The organism is Arthrobacter rhizosphaerae, from assembly GCF_023062595.1.
GTDB classification, from domain to species: Bacteria; Actinomycetota; Actinomycetes; order Actinomycetales; family Micrococcaceae; genus Arthrobacter; species Arthrobacter rhizosphaerae.
In genome coordinates this window covers 131,430-152,239 of sequence record NZ_JALLAN010000003.1, presented here as the reverse complement: position 1 = coordinate 152,239, position 20,810 = coordinate 131,430, and the positions used below count along the sequence as shown (strand labels likewise).

At 60.6% G+C, this 20,810-nt stretch carries 22 protein-coding genes; 11 read left to right on the top strand and 11 right to left on the bottom strand.

What is annotated here, in order from left to right; all coding sequences use genetic code 11:
- Positions 1-14: 14 nt before the first annotated feature.
- From MU551_RS05600 to MU551_RS05590, 3 genes are all read right to left on the bottom strand, one after another.
- Positions 15-827, bottom strand: coding sequence for an SGNH/GDSL hydrolase family protein (locus MU551_RS05600; RefSeq protein WP_247041407.1), 813 nt, complete (start codon positions 825-827; stop codon positions 15-17).
- Positions 828-909: 82 nt separating this feature from the next.
- The gene (locus tag MU551_RS05595; protein ID WP_247041406.1) at positions 910-1,773 is read right to left on the bottom strand and encodes a phosphotransferase; all 864 of its coding nucleotides are present in this window, start codon (positions 1,771-1,773) and stop codon (positions 910-912) included.
- Positions 1,774-1,777: 4 nt separating this feature from the next.
- Complete coding sequence (locus tag MU551_RS05590) at positions 1,778-3,112, bottom strand: MFS transporter (protein WP_247041404.1); 1,335 nt, start codon at positions 3,110-3,112, stop codon at positions 1,778-1,780.
- A gap of 357 nt (positions 3,113-3,469) precedes the next feature.
- Here MU551_RS05590 and MU551_RS05585 point away from each other — a divergent pair, with 357 nt between their 5' ends.
- Positions 3,470-4,300 (top strand): choline/ethanolamine kinase family protein, encoded by an 831-nt coding sequence (locus MU551_RS05585; protein WP_247041402.1) that lies wholly within the window; start codon positions 3,470-3,472, stop codon positions 4,298-4,300.
- Positions 4,301-4,389: 89 nt separating this feature from the next.
- On the opposite strand, the gene MU551_RS05580 is transcribed toward MU551_RS05585, so the two are convergent.
- Positions 4,390-4,731, bottom strand: a complete 342-nt coding sequence (locus MU551_RS05580; protein WP_247041400.1) for a YciI family protein — start codon at positions 4,729-4,731, stop codon at positions 4,390-4,392.
- A gap of 55 nt (positions 4,732-4,786) precedes the next feature.
- On the bottom strand, positions 4,787-5,752 hold the full coding sequence (locus MU551_RS05575; protein ID WP_247041398.1) for a GlxA family transcriptional regulator: 966 nt from the start codon (positions 5,750-5,752) through the stop codon (positions 4,787-4,789).
- A gap of 132 nt (positions 5,753-5,884) precedes the next feature.
- Here MU551_RS05575 and MU551_RS05570 point away from each other — a divergent pair, with 132 nt between their 5' ends.
- Together MU551_RS05570 and MU551_RS05565 are read left to right on the top strand one after the other, a co-directional pair.
- A complete protein-coding gene (locus MU551_RS05570; protein ID WP_247041395.1) occupies positions 5,885-6,523 on the top strand; it encodes an isochorismatase family protein in 639 nt (212 codons plus the stop codon).
- Between the two features lie 243 nt (positions 6,524-6,766).
- A complete protein-coding gene (locus MU551_RS05565; protein WP_247041393.1) occupies positions 6,767-7,249 on the top strand; it encodes an Lrp/AsnC family transcriptional regulator in 483 nt (160 codons plus the stop codon).
- Here MU551_RS05565 and MU551_RS05560 read toward each other — a convergent pair.
- Entirely contained in the window at positions 7,239-8,642 is a 1,404-nt protein-coding gene (locus MU551_RS05560) for an aldehyde dehydrogenase family protein (RefSeq protein ID WP_247041392.1), read from the bottom strand. The two genes, MU551_RS05565 and MU551_RS05560, sit on opposite strands and share 11 nt — an antisense overlap.
- Positions 8,635-9,702, bottom strand: coding sequence for a homoserine dehydrogenase (locus MU551_RS05555; RefSeq protein ID WP_247041391.1), 1,068 nt, complete (start codon positions 9,700-9,702; stop codon positions 8,635-8,637). Before MU551_RS05555 ends, MU551_RS05560 begins: the two co-directional genes overlap by 8 nt.
- A 297-nt stretch (positions 9,703-9,999) precedes the next feature.
- On the opposite strand from MU551_RS05555, the gene MU551_RS05550 reads away from it, so the two are divergent.
- The 7 genes from MU551_RS05550 to MU551_RS05525 all read left to right on the top strand — a co-directional run bounded on the left by MU551_RS05550 (position 10,000) and on the right by MU551_RS05525 (position 15,889).
- Positions 10,000-11,445: an amino acid permease gene (locus MU551_RS05550; protein WP_247041390.1), complete on the top strand. Its 1,446-nt coding sequence runs from the start codon at positions 10,000-10,002 to the stop codon at positions 11,443-11,445.
- A 62-nt stretch (positions 11,446-11,507) separates the two neighbouring features.
- The gene (locus MU551_RS05545; RefSeq protein ID WP_247041389.1) at positions 11,508-12,263 is read left to right on the top strand and encodes an IclR family transcriptional regulator; all 756 of its coding nucleotides are present in this window, start codon (positions 11,508-11,510) and stop codon (positions 12,261-12,263) included.
- A gap of 56 nt (positions 12,264-12,319) precedes the next feature.
- Entirely contained in the window at positions 12,320-12,760 is a 441-nt protein-coding gene (locus MU551_RS05540) for a helix-turn-helix transcriptional regulator (protein WP_247041388.1), read from the top strand.
- A gap of 10 nt (positions 12,761-12,770) precedes the next feature.
- Positions 12,771-13,178, top strand: coding sequence for a VOC family protein (locus tag MU551_RS05535; RefSeq protein WP_247041387.1), 408 nt, complete (start codon positions 12,771-12,773; stop codon positions 13,176-13,178).
- A 172-nt stretch (positions 13,179-13,350) separates the two neighbouring features.
- Positions 13,351-13,914 carry a hypothetical protein gene (locus tag MU551_RS05530; RefSeq protein ID WP_247041385.1) on the top strand — a complete coding sequence of 188 codons (564 nt, stop codon included), beginning with the start codon at positions 13,351-13,353 and terminating at the stop codon, positions 13,912-13,914.
- A 496-nt stretch (positions 13,915-14,410) separates the two neighbouring features.
- The gene (locus MU551_RS23280; RefSeq protein WP_281506926.1) at positions 14,411-14,533 is read left to right on the top strand and encodes a hypothetical protein; all 123 of its coding nucleotides are present in this window, start codon (positions 14,411-14,413) and stop codon (positions 14,531-14,533) included.
- Between the two features lie 522 nt (positions 14,534-15,055).
- Positions 15,056-15,889: a hypothetical protein gene (locus MU551_RS05525; protein ID WP_247041383.1), complete on the top strand. Its 834-nt coding sequence runs from the start codon at positions 15,056-15,058 to the stop codon at positions 15,887-15,889.
- A 483-nt stretch (positions 15,890-16,372) separates the two neighbouring features.
- Here the strand turns inward: MU551_RS05525 and MU551_RS05520 are convergent, their stop codons facing one another.
- The 4 genes from MU551_RS05520 to MU551_RS05505 all read right to left on the bottom strand — a co-directional run bounded on the left by MU551_RS05520 (position 16,373) and on the right by MU551_RS05505 (position 19,960).
- Positions 16,373-16,717, bottom strand: a complete 345-nt coding sequence (locus MU551_RS05520) for a DUF1016 N-terminal domain-containing protein (protein WP_443629106.1) — start codon at positions 16,715-16,717, stop codon at positions 16,373-16,375.
- A gap of 146 nt (positions 16,718-16,863) precedes the next feature.
- Complete coding sequence (locus MU551_RS05515) at positions 16,864-17,595, bottom strand: hypothetical protein (RefSeq protein WP_247041382.1); 732 nt, start codon at positions 17,593-17,595, stop codon at positions 16,864-16,866.
- Positions 17,596-17,867: 272 nt separating this feature from the next.
- Positions 17,868-18,530, bottom strand: a complete 663-nt coding sequence (locus MU551_RS05510; RefSeq protein WP_247041381.1) for a hypothetical protein — start codon at positions 18,528-18,530, stop codon at positions 17,868-17,870.
- Between the two features lie 131 nt (positions 18,531-18,661).
- The gene (locus MU551_RS05505; RefSeq protein ID WP_247041379.1) at positions 18,662-19,960 is read right to left on the bottom strand and encodes a hypothetical protein; all 1,299 of its coding nucleotides are present in this window, start codon (positions 19,958-19,960) and stop codon (positions 18,662-18,664) included.
- Between the two features lie 249 nt (positions 19,961-20,209).
- Here MU551_RS05505 and MU551_RS05500 point away from each other — a divergent pair, with 249 nt between their 5' ends.
- Positions 20,210-20,638 carry a barstar family protein gene (locus MU551_RS05500; RefSeq protein ID WP_247041377.1) on the top strand — a complete coding sequence of 143 codons (429 nt, stop codon included), beginning with the start codon at positions 20,210-20,212 and terminating at the stop codon, positions 20,636-20,638.
- Positions 20,639-20,810: the final 172 nt, after the last annotated feature.

Below are 20,810 nucleotides of genomic sequence, written 5' to 3'. Positions count from 1 at the left end.
CGGGTCAGGCGGTTTCAGGAACCGCCGCTCGATGAGGTGTGCTCCGGCATCGCGGAGCCGAAGACGGGGCCGGGTTCAGGCCTCTTAGCGGCGCGGTCCTCATAGGTCCGGTGGCGGAGGCGGCGGAGAATCCATGGTGCGAGGTATTCCCGCGCCCAGACGAGGTCCTCCGTCCTGGCTCCCCGCCAGGAGCTCTTGGGAAGCGGCTTGGGCTCCAGCGGTTCGAGGGAATGCGGCACGTTCAGCGTGTCCAGGACCATGGCGGCAATGGTGTGGTGGCCCAGCGGGGAGAAGTGCAGGCGGTCAGGATCCCACATGCTGTGATCCCTCAACTGCCGCAGGGCCCACAGGTCCACGATGATACTGTCGTGGCGCACAGCAATGGCCCGCAAATGTTCGTTGAAGATCGCAATCTTTCCACGGATCAGGCCGAATACGGGCGTTGCGCCCCAATCCGGACCTGTGAACAGCACAACCGTTGCACCTGTCGCGCTCAGCCTGTCCACCGCTTCATCGAATTTCTCCGCCAAGCGGTCCGGGTCGCTCGCCCGGAAGACGAGATCGTTCCCGCCCCCGGAGATCGTGACCAGGTCCGGATTCAAGGCCAGCGCCGGTTCAACCTGCTCCTCGATGATCTGCTGAAGTAGACGGCCTCTTACCGCCAGGTTTGCGTAGGCAAAATCAGGGTGGTCAACACTGAGTTCCTCTGCGACGCGATCGGCCCAGCCCCTAAGGCCTCCGGGGCTTTCCGGTTCCGGGTCTCCGACTCCTTCGGTGAAGGAGTCTCCCAAGGCAACGAGCCGGTTCCAAGGATGTGGATTAACCATGGGAACCCCTTTGCGGCCGTACCTAATTTCATTGACCGTCCGAAAGAAGAAAAAGTCAAGGGATTGGTCTTTTCCCGCTCGGTCAGGACTCCCGTAGGGCTCTGTCGATCAGGCAATCGAGCAACCGTTCAGAATGGGCGTCCAGCCAGAGCGCGCGGCGCTCAATGAGGCCGCCGACGCCGTCATCCCACATCCGCTTCCACCCGCCTCCCAGGGTCCGGGCGTTGTGTTCCATCCGCTCGTAGGACAACCTGACGGCGTCGATCCCGACGGCGTGAAGCCGCCGTCGTTCGTCAGTTGTCCAACCGTAGGCGTCGGCGAAAATCCGGAGCCGGCGGAAGGGATCAGTTCCTTCCCATCCCGGCCACGCGTCTGCGGGATCGCGGAGCGGGACCCAGTGCATGGCTGTATTGAAGGCATCCTTGAGTGCAGTGCTGGGGCCAGCGAGATCGAAATCGACAAGGCCAACGGCGACGCCCTTGCGTACCACGATGTTCTGCGGTGTGACATCCAGGTGGCAGACGAGTTCTGGCGGATCCTGCCTGACGGGGCGAGGCGGAAAAGGATGCGCAGCGGGGACAAATCCTTCGGAGGCTTCGTGAAGGCTGCGCGTCAGGCGGGCTACCGATTCCAGCAGCTCCTCCGATTGGACCCACACTTCGGGCTCCGCCCCGGCGCATTTTCCCGAGACGAAGGTCAGGACGTCGCGGCCTTCCGCGTCCCTGCCCAGGAACCGCGGCGTGGCGTCAAAGCCGGCGTCTTCCAGCCAGTCCAAGTAGTCAGCCACGGCAAAGCTTTGCGGCTGATGCGGCCGGCGGATAGTGCCTCCTACGCGGACCACACCTTCGGTGACATCGCCCGCCGGCATAAGTTCGACGTCGGACTCCTCTCCCGGCGCGGGCAGATAGAGGCGCTCTTCGACCGGTACCCGGCTCTCATTGCTCACCGCGTCAGCCTAGGCCGTGCGGATCATCGCGGATTTTCGAAGTCAACATTACGGCCACCACCAAGGCGGCAATGGCCACGGCGACGAGGTTCAGTCCCTGATAGCCGATCCAACTCATGACCAGGCCGGAGAAAGCCCCGCCAACAGCTCCGGCAGCGCCCATCAGCATGTCCGAAACTCCCTGGACCAGAACCCGGTGATCGGGGCTGACACTTTCCGCAACCATCGTGGAACCGGCGATGGTCGCAGCAGACCAACCTAGTCCCAATAGCACCAGACCTGTCGTGACGTTGCTGGTCTCTCCGGCGCCAAGCCCCGCACAGCAAGCCGCTGCCAGGATCAGAGCGTGCCCGAAGATGATTGTCGGGACCGTGCCAACACGGTCAGTGAGCCACCCCATCAAAGGAGACAGTGCATACATCCCTGCGATGTGCAGTGAAATGGTGAAGCCGATCAGCACAAAGACTTCTGTGCTGGCGGTGTGGGCGTGGCCTGCACTGTGCGAAGCAAGTGGCCCTTCGCTGAGGAGTTGCAGATGCAGCGGTGTCATGGACATGACTGCCACCATGCAGGCGTGTGCAGCAACGACGGCCAGGAGTGCCAGTCCAGCCCGTGGAGATGATCGGATGGCTGCCAGGCCTCTGAGAAGCGAGCCCCGACGCGGACCAGGCACCGCTGTATCCGCGACTCCGTCCGCGGCCTGTCTCATGGCCCGGGCGTGAAGCAACGGATCCGGGCGGAGGCCAATGAGGAGCAGGACGGCCGCCAACGCGAGTCCCGCCGTCGAGAAAACAAAGGGTCCAGCGATACCCGGCAGGCCCATCGCCTCCCCCACTACAGCGCCAGGCTTGATCAGATTGGGGCCGGCTACCGCGCCGGCGGTAACAGCCCAGACGACAATGGCAAGGGAGCGGCCCCGGTGCTCCGGCTCCGCCAGGTCAACCGCAGCAAATCTGGCCTGGAGGTTAGCAGCGGTGGCAAGTCCAAGGAGGGCGGCTCCGGCGAGGAGCAGGGCAAACAACCCTGATACCGTTGCCGCGATTACCAGAATCGCCCCCAGCATTCCGCACAGCACACCAGATACGAGCCCAACCCTGCGGCCACGTCGTTCGGCGAGGCCAGCCAGTGGCATAGCGGCAACTGCAGCTGCCAGGGTAGTGATAGTGGTGACTGAACCTGCCCAGGCGTTGGAGCCGGAGAGCTGGACGGCGAGGAGCGAGCCCACGGAGAGGCTTGCGCCACTGCCAACCCCGCTGAGCAGTTGGGCCAGGCTAAGAATTAAGACTGTACGGCGCTGGACCCGGTGAGGGTTCAGCGCCGTAGCGGTATCAGAGGTCACGCTCTGAGCTTAGCTAATGGATTACTCGCCCCTTCACCACGTTCTGCCCAGATACGGTGGTCACATGATTCCTCCAATCTTGCTGATCAGCGGGAGCACCAGGCTTGGTTCAGTCAATACGGCGGTCATTGCGAGCGTTATTCATCCCTTGCGACGGTCTTGGGATATACAGGTGCGGTTTTGATCGACGAGGCTTGCGTAGCCGTTCCGGTCCCAACGCAATCCATCAGTCCAGACGGGCTTATCCATGACGAAACGATTCGCCAAGAGATAACGCAAGCCCTCGGTTCAGTCACTCAAGCCCTCGCCGAGTCTTCAAACGAATCGAATTGAGATCAATTGATGGGGAATAAATCGATGAATTCCACCGCGCTAAGAGCCCTTGCCGAGATCCCTGGGTTTGAAAATGCGGACGTGCTCCTTGAACGTGCCGCCGGGCAGAGTTTGAATAACGAGTTGTGGCGGGTCTCTGCGGGATCACGGGTTTGGGCCCTGAGGATCGGTCAGCCGGTGGATACTTTGGGCCAGGACCGTGATCAGGAAGCTGTCGCTACGCTGGCCGCTGCAAAGGCAGGTGTGTCGCCTGCGGTGGCACATGTGGGTAACGGGGTGCTTCTTCTTGACTGGGTTGACGGTCGGACACTCACCGATTCTGATTTTGATGACGACCGTGTGCGACGCATGGCGCGATTGCTCCGAGCTTCCCATGTGCCGGCGCCGCGCCAACTTCCGACCCTCCCGGACAGGGTGGAAGGGATGCTTTCCCTCGCAGCGGCACGCGGCGCGCGTGTGCCAGATGACCTCCAATCACATCTGCAGCGAGTCCGCGCCGCCGAAACATCGGCGCCCGTTCTCACGCACCATGACGTGTGGCCCAACAACGTCATCGACGACGGTGACCGTTTGTGGCTTGTCGACTGGGAGTTCGCCGGCGCTGGGGACGGAATGTTTGATCTTGCAACAGTTGCCCAAGCCGCAAATCTTGATGCTGAGGGCGAATCCGCCCTGCTCGAGGAATATGGACTCCCGGGAGCTGCGCATCGACTCGCTGAAGCGCGGTGGAGCATTGGACTCTTCGAGGGGGCATGGGCGCTTGCGATGCATACCGTCAGGGGAAGCGACGGCGGCTTTGATTTCGCAGGGCATGCCAGGGACATGTTTGCCGGTCTGAAGAACGTGCCCAACTGACTGATATCCGGGTTCAGCAGTTGACCCCACTGAAATTAGAAGCTATCCGGGGTGGTCTTTGAAGGAGCCCGCCGTGGGGACCGAACTGCCTAGCTGGCGGGATCGTAGTGGAAAGCGCGCACCTCCTGCGCACACCGACAGGCGGCCGCCAGCTTGGCGGCCCAATCCAAGGCTGCATCGTACGAGGGCAGTTCCAACACGGAGTATCCACCGTCGAGCTGCGTCGTTTGTGGGTAGGTGCCCTCCCGCACCGTCCCATCGCCGTCGACCATGACGGGCGGGATGTTCTCGTCGATGCCGCCGCCGAACACCCAAACGCCGGCATCCTTCGCCTCCTGGACGACAGCGCGCGACGCATCCGAAGCCGCCTGCAGGTCTTCTTCAGAGAGGACCATGGCCGCACTGGGAAACGAGATCAGATACTTGGTCATCGCGTTGACTCCTTCTTCACATCACGGGGACGCATTCATCCTTGCCGATGCAACGTCATCGCGTCGATCCCCTTCCGAGATTGGCGTCGAAGTGGCGTCGATATTCGGTGGGTGTGGTGGAGAAGGCTCGTGCGAAATTCTGCCTGAGGGTCACAGCGCTGCCGAAACCGCAGTCGGCTGCGACCTGATCGATCGACAAGTCGGTGGTTTCCAGCAGCCGTCGAGCAGCATCAAGCCGCCGCGTGCGTATCCAGCCGGACGGTGTAGTCCCTGTCGAAGCCCGGAAGGCCCGGATGAACGTTCGCCGACTCATGTGCGCCTGGGATGCGAGGCGATCGATGCCGAGGGGCTCGCCCAGCCGGCCCAGAGCCCACTCGAGCAACCGTGCCATCGGGTCATCGGAGGAGCGCGGCGGAAGGGGGTGTTCAATGTACTGCGCCTGTCCGCCCTCGCGGTGTGGGGCAATGACCAGACTGCGCGCAACACGGTTGGCTGCCTCCGCACCCAGACGGCTCCGCACCAGATGCAGGCAGGCATCGAGTCCGGACGCCGTGCCGGCTGAGGTCAGCACATCACCATGATCGATGTAAAGCACGGTCTGATCGAGGAATACATCAGGATGCCGGACAGCGAGTGAATCGAAGGACTGCCAATGTGTGACGGCGGAACGTCCGGTCAGCAGGCCAGCATCGGCAACGGGGATAGTGCCAAGGCAGAGCCCCAGGATAGTCATACCCCGCTCGTGTGCCTGTTTGAGGACGCCGCCTAAGGTTTCGTTGGGCGCGCGGCCGTCATCAAACCATGAGGGCACCACCACAACGTCCGCGTCGTCCGCCGCTTCAGGGCCCAGAACCTCTCCCAGTTGATAACCCTCTGCCGTCCGGACGCTGCCACCGTGGTCAGAGAAAAGGACTGTGCTCCACTCAGCGAGTCCTTGGCGCGTGACCTCGTCAAAAACCATCTGCGGAACCGCGAGATGGAACATTGTCACGTCGTCGAAGGCGTACACCGCGATCCGCATGCGACCCTCCTTTTGCGTTTTTGGCCCGAATCAATCGTATACGGGCATCTGTGCCACTGGTGGACACTGTCCCGAGCGCGAAGGATGGAAGGGTTGCCAGCCGGCGGCAAACCAATCTTTCTTGGGAGAAAAATGAGCAACCCGCGTCGCGCCCTTGTCCTCGTCGATGTCCAGCAGCAGTACTTCAGCGGACCTCTCGAGATTCAGTACCCTCCGCACCAGGAGTCCGTGCCGATGATTGTGCGCGCTATTGATGCTGCAGCCGCCGCCGGCATCCCCATCGCGGCCATCCAGCACAGTGAAGGTGAAGGCGCACCGGTCTTCGCCCCGGGAACGCCGGAATTTGACCTTCACCCCGACGTCGAACGCCGCAAGACCGACGCATGGAAAGAGGTCACCAAGCAGTACGGATCGGTTTACGCTGACACTGACCTTGCGGGTTGGCTGCGCCAGCATGACATAGACACCGTCACCCTCGTAGGCTACATGACCAACAACTGCATCCTGGCCTCGGCCGTCGAAGCCGAGGCGCTCGGGTTCGATACCGAAGTTCTCTCCGATGCCACCGGAGCCATCAACCTCGCCAATGATGCTGGTTTTGCCGACGCAAAAACAGTACACACCACTCTGCTCGCACTGTTGAACTCAAACTGGGCCGCGGTCGGCACCACCGATGCCTGGACAGATGCCCTTGAAGCCGGGCAGGCTCTGAAAGGGAGCGATTTGGGCAGCTCGGCGATGGCCGGAGCCGCACGCTTGGCGAAGGCCTAAAGCGGCTGCCCGGCTCCTCATTTGGAGTTTTGTGCGGGAAACGGGGTTATGCACGACGTCGGCACTCACCTTGAGCGTCGACGTCGTGCACCCGGGGTGTAAGTTCCTCTGCCCTTGTCTCAGGCCCGAGACACATTGGCGCAACCCCTTCAGGGACTATCCTTTACTCGGGTTCCCCAAGCGGACCTGGTCCGTTGATGTCCGTCCGGACCCGGCGGCGTCGGGCGGTTGCGAAAGGCAAGTGTGGAGCAATACACGATCGACCACATCGATGAGGCGATCATCGCCGAGCTGACAAAAAATGCCAGGATTTCCCACGCTGAACTTGCCCAGCGCGTCCTCTTGTCCCGCAACGCCGTCAGACAGCGGATCAGCCGCCTGGAGCGCCGCGGGCACATCCAGGGGTACACGGTGGTGGCCGGAACCCCCGGCCAGCACGTGGTGTCGGCCATGCTGCTGGTGTATCGCAAGGACCGGATGCGGGGTGCCGACGTCCTCGCGGCCCTTCGCACCATTCCCGAAGTAGTGCTGTGCGACGTCCTCAGCGGCGACTTCGATCTGCTGGTCCGCCTTGAGGCGCGGTCGCTGGACAGGATTCAGGTCATTTGGGAGCAGATCGCCAGCCTGCCCGGAGTCAATGACACAGTGACAGCCCTGACGCTTTCCACTGTGATCCGCCGTCCCGGCGCCGGACAGCCCGGCGCCGAGCCGCCCGTCAGTTCCTGATGCACACCACCTTGGGCTGCGTCATTTCCTCGTAGGCAAACCGGACGCCTTCCCGGCCCATGCTCCCGTATTTGGAGCCCCCGAAAGGCATGCCGTCAAACCTGTAGTCGGAGGAGTCGTTGATCATCACGCCGCCGGCTTCCAAGCGCCGCGCAGCTTCCATTGCCGCTGCCAGGGAGTTAGTAAAAATGCCGGCATGCAGGCTGAATTCGATTGCGTTGGCGAGTTCCAACGCTTCGTCCAGGGAATCGAAAGGCCGGAGCATCACCACGGGCGCAAAGACTTCCTCCTGCCAGAGCCGGGCGTCCAACGGGACCTGTTCCAGGACGGTTGGCTGCAACACATTGCCATCAGCGCGGTTGCCCATCAGGAGTACAGCACCTGCAGCGACGGCCTCGTCGACCTTGCCCTGCACCTGACGCAATGCGTCCTGGGTGATCATCGGGCCGACGTCGGTGGTTTCGTCCACCGGGTTGCCCGCCACCAGGACGCTGGTGGCGGCGAGGAACTTGCTGCGGAATTCCTCATAAATCGGCCTCTCCACAAGGATCCGCTGGACCCCCACGCAGTTCTGGCCGGCCGCCCAGAAAGCCCCTGAAACGCAGGCATCAACAGCATCCTGGACGTCGGCATCAGCCAGCACCAGGTTGGGAGCGTTTCCGCCCAGGTCCATGGACAGCTTCTTCAGCCCGGCCTCCCGGGCAATGGCTTCGCCGGTGGAGAACCCGCCGGTGAAGGACACCATCCGTACATCCCGGGAGCGGACGACGGCGGCAACCACCTCCCGTCCACCGTTCACCACAGTGATCACTTCCGCCGGCAGGCCGGCGTCCACGAGGGCGTCGACGAGAAGCTGGGCGGACAGCGGAGTCAAGGCTGACGGCTTCAGGATCACTGAATTTCCGCCTGCAATGGCCGGACCGATCTTGTGTGCCACGAGGTTCAGCGGATCGTTAAAGGGCGTGATGGCGGCGATGATTCCCAGCGGTTCCCGGCTGAACCAGCCGGTGCGGTTCTCGGAGCCGGCATAGGAATCGAACGGAATGACCTCGCCGGCGTTGCTCTTTGCTTCCGCGGCTGAGAGCTGAAGGGTGTTGACCGCTCGCACCACTTCCTTGCGGGCCTGGCGGATGGTCTTGCCGGCCTCGGCAACAATGGTGCGGGTGAATTCTTCGCTGCGGAGCTCAATCGCGGCCGCGGCACTCGCCAGAATGGCTGCCCTGGCTGCGCGGGAGAGACCGCCTGCCAGCTTGGCACCGCGACGGGCAGTCTCCAGAACGGCGCCCACCTCGGCCGCGGGGGTGACGCTGACGCTTCCTACCGTTCCGCCGTCGTACGGGCTGGTGACTGTGAGGTATTCGACGGGAAGCTGTTCAGCAACGACGCTACGCATTTGCCACCTCCTTGGCGGATGAAGCCTGAGTCATCCCGGCGTGCATGGCGATGATGTCCGAGAGCAAGGCATAGGCGGTCTCCACCCGGCCGGCGCCGGGCCCGGAGATGGTGACCTGCCCCAGGAGATCGGTGGTGAAGGCCACCGCGTTGGTGGCTCCTGAAACCCCGGCCAGGCCGTGGTCAAGCGGCAAAGCAACGGGCGCCACGCCGGCTGTCACCGAACCGTCAGCGTTTCGGCGGGCGGACCCCACCAGTTTCCAGCGCTTTCCGTCCAGCGAGGCCTGGCGGACGTCCTGGACAGTCACGGAAGAGATTCCCTGACGGGTGATATCGCGCAGTTCCAGACCGGCGTTGAGGAGTTCGTTGGCCAGTATCAGCACTTTGAGCTGGACGTCGAAGCCCTCGATGTCGGCGCTCGGGTTGGCCTCGGCATAGCCCAGGTCCTGCGCTTCCCGGACGGCTTCCTGCAGGCCGAGCCCCGCTTCCATGCGGCCCAGGACGTAGTTGCTGGTCCCGTTCGTGATGCCTTCGAACCCGCCGAGGCGCAGCCCGCTGAACATTTGCTTGGCCAGCCGGATGACGGGAGTCCCGCTCATGACGGAACCCTCGAACTCGAAGTACACTCCCTGCCGCTGTGCCAACTCCGACAGTTCGCGGCCCCGCAGGGCCACGGGGCCTTTGTTTGTGGTGCATACGTGCTTGCCGGCTTCCAAAGCCCAGCGCACGTGCGAAACTGCAGGTTCGCCGTCGTCGGGGTTTGTGAAAGTGGCCTCGACGACGATGTCTGCCGAGCAGGTCTTGATGACCGCCTCATTGTCGGGCACCGCGGAGCCGCCATGCTGGGCGAAGGACGCGCCGTCGCCGGTGAGTCCCAGCGCAACGGCGAGGTCGATCCCTTCCGGCTGCACCAGGGAACCCAGCCGGAGATCGGTGATGGCAACAATCCTCAAACCGAAGCCGAGTTCGGCTTCAAGGGCGTCGCCCCGGGTGTGGATCAGCTCGGCCAGGGTCCGGTTTACGCCGCCAAAGCCGATCAAAGCAAGGTCATAGCTGGTCATGATGGTCCTTCGTCAGGAGGGGATGGTCCTTCCATGCTCGCCCCACCTCGTGTCCGCGGAACCATGTCTTTTTGCACCGGACACATGTCAGATCGACCATGCTCTGCGCACATTGGCCGGAGCGTACGTCATCAGAGCGTGCAACATATGCATATTTGGATGTTTTTAATGACTGTTTCTCGTGATTTGTGTTACTTTCATCACCTCTGGAAGTGCGGAGCGGGAGATTCCCTCCCTCGCCGCAACCGGAGCCGGTGCAGCAAAACGCTGGCATCCTCACCACTCCTGGGAGACCTCATGTCACTCTCTTCACCCACTGAGCTGGGTACTCAGGCCGCACCGCCGGCCACGCAAGAATCCGGATTGCGGCGCTCCATGGGCCCGCGCCACCTCGTGATGATCGCCATGGGGGGCGTCATCGGGTCGGGGCTTTTCCTGAGCTCCGGTTACACCATTTCGCAGGCCGGGCCGCTTGGCGCCGTTTTGGCTTACCTCGTGGGCGCCTTCATGGTGTATCTCGTTATGTCCTGCCTGGGCGAGCTGGCCATTGCCTATCCCGTCTCTGGCGCGTTCCACATCTATGCTGCGAGGTCCATCGGTCCAGCCACTGGCTTCACCACGGCGTGGCTCTACTGGCTGTGCTGGGCGGTGGCCATCGGGTCCGAGTTCACGGCCTCCGGGCTCCTGATGCAGCGGTGGTTTCCGCAAGTGGACGTCTGGATCTGGTGCGTGCTCTTTGCCGCCATCCTTTTCTCCCTCAACGCCATCTCGTCGCGTGTTTTTGGCGAGTCCGAGTTCTGGTTCTCCATCATCAAGGTGGGCGCCATCGTCGTCCTGATTGTCCTGGGCGGAGCCGCGCTCCTGGGATTCCACCCCCTGGCCGCCAGCGGCAGCGAACACCCCATGCTCTTCGAAAACTTCGCGACGACGTCGGGGCTCTTCCCCAATGGCTTCACCGGTGTGCTGGTGACCGCTCTCGCCGTCTTCTACGCCTTCTCCGGTTCTGAACTCATTGGTGTGGCCGCGGGCGAGACGGCGAACCCTGAAACAAGCATTCCCAAGGCGATGCGCACCACCGTCATCCGCCTCCTGATCTTTTTCGTCGGCGCCATCGCTGTCATCGCCGCAACCATTCCGTATGAGCAGGTGGGACTGGACGAGAGCCCGTTCGTGACCGTCTTCTCCTCCATCGGCATTCCCTTTGCCGCCGACATTATGAACTTCGTGATCATCACCGCACTGCTTTCGGCCGGAAACAGCGGCCTGTTCTCCTGTGCACGCATGCTGTTTTCACTCTCCGAGGAGGGCCATGCTCCCAAGGCCTTCCGGCGGCTGACCAAGCGTGGAATTCCCTTGCTTGCGTTGAGCGTCAGCATGGTGGGCGGGCTTGCCTCGCTGATCTGCAGCGTCGTTTCACCGGAATTGGTCTACCTTGCGTTGGTGTCCGTGGCCGGGTTTGCCGTGGTGGGAGTTTGGATGTCAATTACGGCATCGCACTTCTTCCACCGCAGGGCCTTCGTCCGGAACGGCGGAGATGTTTCCACGCTCAGCTACAAGGCGCCGTTGTACCCGTTGGTGCCCATCCTTGCGTTCAGCCTGTGCCTGGTATCCCTGGTTGGTATTGCCTTTGATCCGAGCCAGATCTATGCCCTCTACTTCGGAGTTCCGTTCGTCGTTGGCTGCTACATGTTCTTCCACTTCAAATACGGCCGTTCCCGCCAGACGGCTGCATTGGCCAACTAGCAGCTGTGCAAGAAGGTGCTGTGCAAGAATAGGGCGTCGTCCCGCGGTGAGGAGCCACGAACATGGAAACTTCTGAAGTCTCATCCCTGGCACAGGGGCTTCGGATTGTCCGCATCGTGGCTGACCGTGAGAAGTGGGGCCGCTCGCTGTACGGCGTTACCCAGATCGCCGTCGAGCTTGGCATGGACCGCAGCAGGGTCTCCCGTTTGACCCAGGAACTCTGTGATCTGGATCTGCTGGAAAGGGTGGACCGGGGCCCTTTCCGCGCAGGCCCTGCGTTCTTCTCGCTGGCAGCTTCGCTCAACGGCGGATGGGTCAGCTCCTCAAGAGTGGAACTCCAGCGGATATCTGCCGACCTCGGCCTCAAGGGCAGGGTGTCGGTCCGGGACGGCGCCCGCGTCATCCTTATCAGGTCCTCGACTGACCATGGCTTGTCCGGAGGAATGATGCAGCCCGGCATGATCACTCCCGTGTGGTGCACCGGATCGGGCCGGGCGCTGCTCTGGGATCACAGCGGGAAGGCACTGCAGGAGCTGCTTGCGGACGTGGAGTTTATCGGCGTCGGGGGTCCGCAAGCAGCCCACTCCGCCGCCGAGGTTTTGGCGCTCATGGAGCGGGACAGGCCCGGGGGAGTGGTCCACGCTGTCGAAGAGTTCGAGCACGGCGTCCACGAGTTGGCCGTGCCGCTCCGCGATTCTGCCGGCACAATCGTTGCTTCCCTCTGTGTCTTCGGGGAACGCCGGGAGTTCGACGGCCGCACCGAGGAGATCGGTGCTGCCATTGAAGAATCCGCACGACGACTGGCCGCATCGGAGTAGCTGCTGGTCGGGGAGGTGCAGGAACTTTCTTTCGGACCCGGTGGTAGCCTCGTCACATGACTCCACAGGACCTGGCCAACCTGGTTCTCTTGCGCCGTGCACGGGATCTGATCGACCGTGAATACGCCCGCCCGCTGGACGTTCCCACCATGGCCCGTCAGGCATTAATGTCCCCGGCACACTTCTCCAGGCAGTTCCGCGAGGCCTACGGCGAAACGCCCTACAGCTACCTGATGACGCGCAGGATCGAGCGGGCCATGGCTCTCTTGCGGGCAGGATGGAGCGTTACGGACGCCTGCATGGAGGTCGGTTCAACATCGCTGGGCTCGTTCAGCGCGCGGTTCACGGAGATCGTGGGGGAGACGCCCAGCTCGTATCGTTCCCGGGAGCACCACGCCGTCGAGGCCATGCCGGCGTGTATCGCCAAGATCAGGACCCGTCCGGCCCGCTACGTGAAAAGCAGTATTCGAGAAGCGGTACCGGCAGCCTCCGACTAGCGTTGCCACCATGACTATCGCACTCCAGTACTGCAACATCACTGTCAACGATCCTGAAGAGTCACTCGCGTTCTACCGCGACGCGCTCGGCCTTGAGGTCCGCAACGACGTCGCCCAGGGAGGCTTTCACTGGATCACCCTCGGAACGGCGGACCAGCCCGGCCTGGAGATCGTCCTGTCCTCGCCGCATGCCGGCCGTTCCCAGGCCGACGGGGACGCACTCCAGGAGCTCCTCGTCAAGGGCGTGCTCCCGATGCTTGTGTTCCGCACCGACGATCTGGACGGGTTATTCGAGAAAGTCAGGGCCTCCGGAGCAGAGGTCATGCAGGAGCCCATCGACCAGCCATGGGGCCCGCGCGACTGTGCCTTCCGTGATCCTTCAGGGAACATGATCCGGATTTCCCAGGCACCCGCCTAAAGCCAAACCATAAGGGAGAGGGCGACGGCGGCACCCGGCTTGGGTCCCGCCGTCGCCCTCTGTCTATCTCCCGGCCCCGCTTGGGGCCGGGCTGTGCCCCTACACTGAGGCGGTAGAACATGAACCCGTCGACATGACGCCTTCGGGGCACATTCTGTGATGAGGATGGGAAATGAAGTTCAACACCATCCTCAGCACGACCGAAAGCCACAGGGTGCTCGGCGCGATCGTTGCCTTGAGACATCACATTTCCGCCAGGGCAAAAGGACTTAGGCAGACAGGGTCCTCCCATTATCAATTTGTCGCCGAGCTGGACGCGAAGGCGCAGGCCTGGCACATGGTCAATGACCGCGGTCATGTATCTTCGGCAGCCGACGGCATAATCACGCCGGAACCCGAACCTCCCCATGCAATGGCCTTCCCTCGAGGCATGCCTCAAGAGATCCAGATGCTTCATCCGGAAGCGCTTCTAATGTGGGGTCGTTCCAGTGAGAGCTTCTACCCGGTGCTCCTCCAGGAGATCGGCCGGAAATCGCTACTGATCACGTTCGAGCATGTCAATGACCCCGCGTTTCGTGCCACAGCCGTCGTCAACCGAACGACGGGCATTATCGAGAAAATGGCGATACTCGGGGACGTCACCATACTGACCGAAGTCGAGATCGATGTGCCGCTTGCCCGAGAAAGCGAACCCGAGTTCGTCCCAATCACCGATTGGATTCGACCCGACTACTGATTCAAATGGACCAGCTCAAACGTCATCTTGAGGTCCCGCACGAGGGCCACCGCAGTTCACCGGCATGGCGGTGAATCTAAGTTGCGGCATTTTCGCGGCGCTAAGTGTCTTCCCTGGTACCCGTAAGCCGAACCTTGAACGGGCGCTCTCGACCGAAAGTTGTTTTTTGCTCGGATTGGACCCGGGACACGGTCATCCAGCAGCCAGCGGAGAACCTTGCGTAACGACAATATGAGCGTGGGGTGTTCAGGGCCGTGGGGTGGTGGACTCTTTGGTGGCCTCGATCTGCCCCATGGGTAGCCAGCAGTTGGGGATAATCGGGGGCATTTTGGTGAAGGTGTTGGAGCGGGCGGTGAGTGCTCCATGATGTGGACTGACTACACGAGACTCATATAAGGAGAACAAATGACTAGAGCAGATCTGCCTTACCTGATGGGCATACTGTTTATCGCCCTTGGAGCCTTCTGCTGGGCCATGTCGGGCATACTATCCCGCATTGCCAGCAGCAGTTACGCTTACCTTCGGCCTGGACGAAATAAGGATGATTTTCGCAGCCGTTCGGCGGCTCAACACCGACCTCACGCGTCGCCTGAACGCGACAGCGAAGAGCGCGCCATGAGTGACAGGCACGATGACGGCCATCCTCCAGCAGGGACTTGCCAGCCGAGGACGAGGACATCGTTCTGGAGATAGTGGAAATGCTCAAAGGCACTCAATGCCACACGGCCCGATCAGATGACCCCGCTTTTCTATCAGCACTGGTTCGAACAACTGAACATGTCCATCCGCGATCTGCTCAGGATTCATGGCCATGAAACCGACTTCTGAAGCGGCGAGACGGCACATGCAACAAACATCAGTAGCCGTATGGCCAGCCGATGAGGAAACATCCGGTCACGCCGACATTCCACGAGTCAGTGGAGCCTGGACCATTGGCTTTAGCGTGCGAATAGTTCAGGATTTGAGCATCGGGACCGGAAGCATCAACACAGAGGGATGCTCCTATGTATGTCAACAGATCAATGGATCTTGAGGTCATGCTGCCATCGCTCAGGCAGTTTGAGCATTTGGAAGACAGGCAGCCTTGGGGAACATTGCGTTGGGAACCGTCACGAGCTGTATGAGGGCTAGACTGCCGATCATGTTGATGGAAACCGGTAAGACGCGGCTCGTCAGTGAGTCCGAATCTTCGTTGCTGCGGTTCGGTGAAGAAAAGAAATTGGAAGGTCAGTGGGCTGGGCGGCGTTTGCTGTGGCAGGGCGCGGACCCTGCGTTTGAACTCTCCTTTTGGTGCGGAACGTGCCCACTGCTGTTCAAGCGTCTGGAAGGCGCAACGGAGAGGTTATCTCTCCCGGAAGTGCAGCAGACCTTGAACTCTGGCATCGAGAACATCGACACTGACGTGCTCGACGCATTCGCCGCAATCCTGCCCGGCGGATCCTACATTCCCATGCTTCTGAGAGTGCAGCCCGAGCTGGTGTATCCGGGCCGAAGTGGAGATTACTTCAGCGAGGAACAGGTCGACACTTGGGGCGTCTCAGGATTCTGGGGCCTGCCCGAGTATCCGCAAACGCCGTACTACCGTACGTGGCAGGCTCCGGTCGATCCGTCGGCACACGCATTCGAGTTCGTCGTCCCGATGGTGCCACCTACCTGGAATGAATTCGATCGAGTAGAAGACTACGCCCAGACGCTTTTGGACTCATCTACGCCAACAGCAGTGGCGGTGTCGATTCTTGACGTTTGCCAGCCTGCAATGGACAACGGCACGGACTACTACGCCCACTGGGGTATTACTCATTTCTTGCTGGATGGCCATCACAAAATGCAGGCTGCAGCGGAAGCACAGCGTCCGCTGCAGTTGCTGTCATTGCTCTCGATTGAAGGGAGTCTCGCTGAAAGACCGGATGTAGAACGGATCGTCGAACTCCGAGCCCAACCTCAAGCACGTAGGACTGCTGCAGCGCCGCGTTGAATTGTACGGATGCGGTCGCATACCGTGCGCCGACAGCCATAGCCTTGCGAGCTGGCCTGCACATTTTGTGCTTGGCCCAGTCAGGAAAGCGGATCCGCCGTCAGATCGCTGGGAAGGCAGCCATAGATCCGGAACATATAGTGGTCACGATGGGTGCCGTCGTGCAATTGCGAAAGGGCCTTGCCAGGCAACTGCTCCTGGACCCGTGTTTCAGTTCCTCTTCATTCCTCAGGCCGTGAGCTTTGCCCTGCGCGGCGACAGTCCAACCGCGTGGCTGATGTCAATGGCGTGGTTGTCATATAGATCGGGATTGTATTTCTCGTCCGTGACTACCGGCGGGCGGGCGGGCCCGGTTCCTGGCACGCACGGCGGAGCAGGCAACCCACGGCAACTCATCACTCTGAGAGATGAAGTTCAATCTGGCGGGCACAAACCCTTCCTCGCATAAGTCAGCGCACTGAATCACATGATTGTGCAGGTCAGCTACGTCGACAAGTGCCGTTGAGTTCCGAAAACAGCCTGTTGGACAATTGAGTCGGGCCACGCTGCGGCGAACCCGCGCATGTAGAAAAGATTTGTACGCGAAAGGCCTTTCATCTCGGGGAACTCCGCCCTGAGATCATCCGCTAGCCTTCCGATGACCCCGCTCCCCCAACTCTCGACCTCCTGACGTTCCAGGATCGTCCGGCCGATGGACCAGTACAGCTCGATGAGCTGGGTGTTGACTGTCCGCAGTGCCGCGGTGCGCGCAGCCCGAACCCGATTCTTGAGCTCGCCGAGCAGGTCAGTGTAGCCGGCGGGGAGCGCAAGATCTCGGGTGGATGCCATGCCCTCGATCCTATCCAGCAGGTCAGAGAGGTACCTGCACCACGTCCCGCAACTCGGTCGTCGCATTTTCTTGGATGTGGGACAGTCCTTTCACGCCACTTCCCTAGTGCTGTGGGTCCGCACGCGGTTTGCCACGCAACCTATTCCTAGGCTGAAGGACGAGCCTTCATCACCACCGGAACACGATTCAGGCCAGTCAACCAGTCATGTACGGGCGAGCTGATCGAATTGACGAGGCCGAGTACGTCGCGGGTCCGTTCGGCTGCGTCTACTTCCAGCAGCGTCTCCATATGCGATACGCGGTTGCGCAGCCCGTGGAGCCGATATACACGCCAGAAGGTCTTTTCGCCGTCCGGGTCAACAACATGCGGAAAGGCATTCACAAGTGACTCTTTCCACATCCGCTCCCGATTTCGGTTTTCTCTGTTATCGGCAGCATTGTCCAAATGGTTCGGCAAGAGATCCTTCCAAAGCCCAAACGTCACCTGAGCGAGGACGTCGTCATGCGTTACGTCCTTGCCATGACGCCAGTGAGCAGCGTCCCTCTTTTTCTTGGCGGAATTGGCATGATTCAGCGCCTCAATCCTCTTGCCCTGGCTTAGGCTACGAAGCGGCACGGCCGGAGTTTCCAACAGCCAACTCTGGTCAACCTTCAGTTCGGCTACATTCCACTTCTGGAGCTCGGCGTCCATGGCATTGCGGAGAACCACTTCCGCAACGCTCAGAAGCTCTTGAAATGCGGAGGTCAACTGAAGATTCCACCCATAGAGCGAAAGGGCCAGCTTTTCATCACCAGCCGAAGCCTTCAAATACGGCTCCAGGCGCGAGCGATGAAGAGTATCAATTATTGCGCCGCGAGTCTGCCGTTTGTCTGCCATGGACTGTATCTTGCCAGATTTGATCAGATACCCGGGAAGCAGAGATCACACGAACAACGTGTACTACACATTTGTAATGACAGCCTACGCATGTGTAGTGTGGGAGACATAGAAGGTGAGGACAGGGTCCCTCATCAACGAGATTAAAAAGGTCTGCAGGACGAAAAGCGCCTGCAGGCTTTTTTTGTGCTCCCAGCAACTGGCCACGTGAAGACACCCACAGCTGAACTACTCCCTGGGGGCATTCTCGGTCATGGGGCCCGTGACCAGGATCAGCTACTGGCCATCACCATTTCAGTCAGAATTGACTCTCGGGCCTGACTGCCTGAATGGCGCCATTCATCAACGTAGGTAACGAGTTTTTCCCACGAATCCACCTCCTGTTCTATACGCCGCTGCCTTTCGTCCCGGGTTTCCGGGTCAGGGGTCGGCCCCCCTGCCTGCGCAACCGCCGCCGCATATTCTGCAACGGAGGCTAGGAGATCCATTGGTTCCCGTTCCCGAGCATCCAACCGTGCAGCTGCAATCAGGGCGAGCAGAGATGAGACTGGAGGGCGTGCTGGCAGGGTAACTCCTGGTCCGCCGCGTTGAATATTAAACAAATTTGCCCGTACGGCAGCATCTTGCGTTCTGAGCGCCTCTATTCGTTGTGAGATCCCCACGTAAAGATCCTTGAGTGCGGCGTCGAACCGCAGTTGTTGTTCGAACTGCACGCGATCAGATTCCGCCTTCACCCGGGCATTTTCAGAGCTCTTAGCTATATTTCGGGCCTGCCACGCGATGACGACGGACACTATCGCAACTGACAGAGACGCCAGGCCGGCTAACGAAGGAATGACGACCTCCGACCAAGTTAGGAATGAGTCATCATCGGAAAGCTTCACGGGGAACCCACCAGCTTTTTTTGCGATGGCAGGAAAAATGACAGTGTACATGCAGCAAAGACTATCCAGCGCCCACAAAAGCCCCTGGTTACGCTCACCGCCTCAACGGGACCCCAACCGACGGTATCAACCATCAGTCACATGTCTGCGAGCTGTCCCACTTCCTTAGATGTGGGAAGCGTTCAGCTCTCAGGCATCCATCGCCAACGAGTCTTCGCCTCTCTGAGGCTTGCTCGGACTGAATCAGCGTCCGCTATACCCGCGGATACATCCCTCCACGCTTCATAAAGGTCACGTGTATCTATGAGCGCTCCCCCGGCCTCGGTGAGCGGCCGCAGATCGTCATCGGCGGGGATCGCCTGGACGCGAGTCGATGGATTAGTGCCCCGCCAAGCATTGACGACATGCCAGACGGCAGGAGGCTCCTGGCCGGTTTCCTTGGTATAGGCCACTGCCGGGCGCCCTGTAATTTGGGGGACGTCATTCACCTTCGCGCCCTTCGTGTACCCCTTCACTTCCACAAGACTCAGCCAGCTAGGATCGGACGGGTCCTCGACGCGAAGGTCTTCAAGCTTCGCTCCGGTCCGCTCGTCATGGTGATCGTCCATGTTTCTGACGCTAAACCCCAGGTCTTCCAGAACCGTGGTTACAGCCTGCACTAGATCGTCGCCGTCACTGATGAGAATCCGGCGTGTTCCTTCGTCCGCCAAGCGCGTCGATTCCTCCAACTGGGCTTGTATCTCCTGCTCACGTCGCTGAAACTCCGTGACAGCTTCCTCATGAGCCTGCCTGAGTCCCTGCAGGTCACCTAAATGCTTGCTGACTTCGGGCGGGGACCACCGCTGGCTTGTTTTCCATTCAAGGTCCGGGGGCACACTGTCGGAGTCAACATTGCCAACCATGTCCAGGAAGAGCCGCAGCCAAGCCAAGTGCTGTTGAGTTTCTGCCGGCAAAACCAAGTTCAGCTTGCCGCCGCGTTCCGTCAGCAGTGCATACACGGATTGTGTCGCCCCGACGTGAACAAGGGGAATGCACCGCGATGCGAGGTTGCCATCCTTTGCGACTGTTGCCTGATAACCCTGTGCAGGCTTCACAAGGCGCCAGACCCTTTTGTGCCCATCGGGCATGTTGGGAATCACTGATGTTTTCAAGAGTGCGGCAAGGGCCGGTGGGGCGTCGGTTGGGATTGCCAGCTCATTTGCCAGCGTGGGTATATCCCGAACGAAGAAGTACTTCGTTTGGTCCTCAACGAAGCCTCCCGCCATGTCCGCTCCAAATGAGAGTACGTGCAGATGTGCGGAACGACGACGGGCGTCCTCCGCGAACGTTACCAGGACGTCGTACTCGTCTTCATGCACCCTCTCAGTGCTGGATATGAGCTTGAACGTTGGTACGAGCTCCAAGAATTCTTTTGTCAGCACCTCCTGGGGAAGGTCTTCAAAGAGCACACGAGGGCGCGGCTGCACGTTGAAAATGTTCACACGCAAACAATATCGAGACGCCAGACAATAGGGGCCGTGGAAGGTGTCCCACTTCCTTGGAAACGGGACGTCCCATTGGTCTCTCTGCCAGTCAAGGACCGGCACAACAACAGTAGGATTTCGAAATGACCTCCCGAACGCTTGTTCCAGGCGAAGTCCTCATCATGAGGACCTTGCTCGATCGTGCATACGAGCCCCGGTAGAAGGAAATCGATGTTCAGGCCTTGGTGGTTTTGTTAGGTGACGGCAATGACAACGTTTGAATTGGTAACAAGCCTCTCGGGCCCCCGTGTGCACGAAGCGAGTAAACGTGAGGCTAGTCTTATCCGCACCGCAGCAGCCAAGGCTGACGTCCTCGTCATCGAACTCGCTGGTAACAGGATGCGGACCCTAGATGGGCTCTTTGGCGAGTACGCCCAGGCCTTTGCCTTCCGGGGCTATTTCGGCTGGAACTGGGCGGCATTCGACGAGTGCTTGTACGATCTGGGTTGGCTTCCCGCGCGGAGCTACCTGACGATAATCTCCGACGGATCCGAAGTCTTGTCCCAGGAACCAGAAGAACTTGAGACATACATGCGGGTAATAGGCAGAATTGGGCAGGCATGGTCGACGTCTGTTGGCCGGGGATATGAATGGGGACACGGCGAATTGCCTTTCCATACAATCCTCGTCAAATGAGCAATTTTCTGCCGGCTTCGGAGAATACGCATTGGGCGGGCGAGTTGATTCAGCACGTGCAGCCCCACAAGACAACTTGGTACCATCCTCTGGATCATCTGGACCCTCCTGGCGTGTTCCTGGCTCCCGTCCGTCCCACTTGCTTGGAACCGGAACACACTTTTCCGCCCTA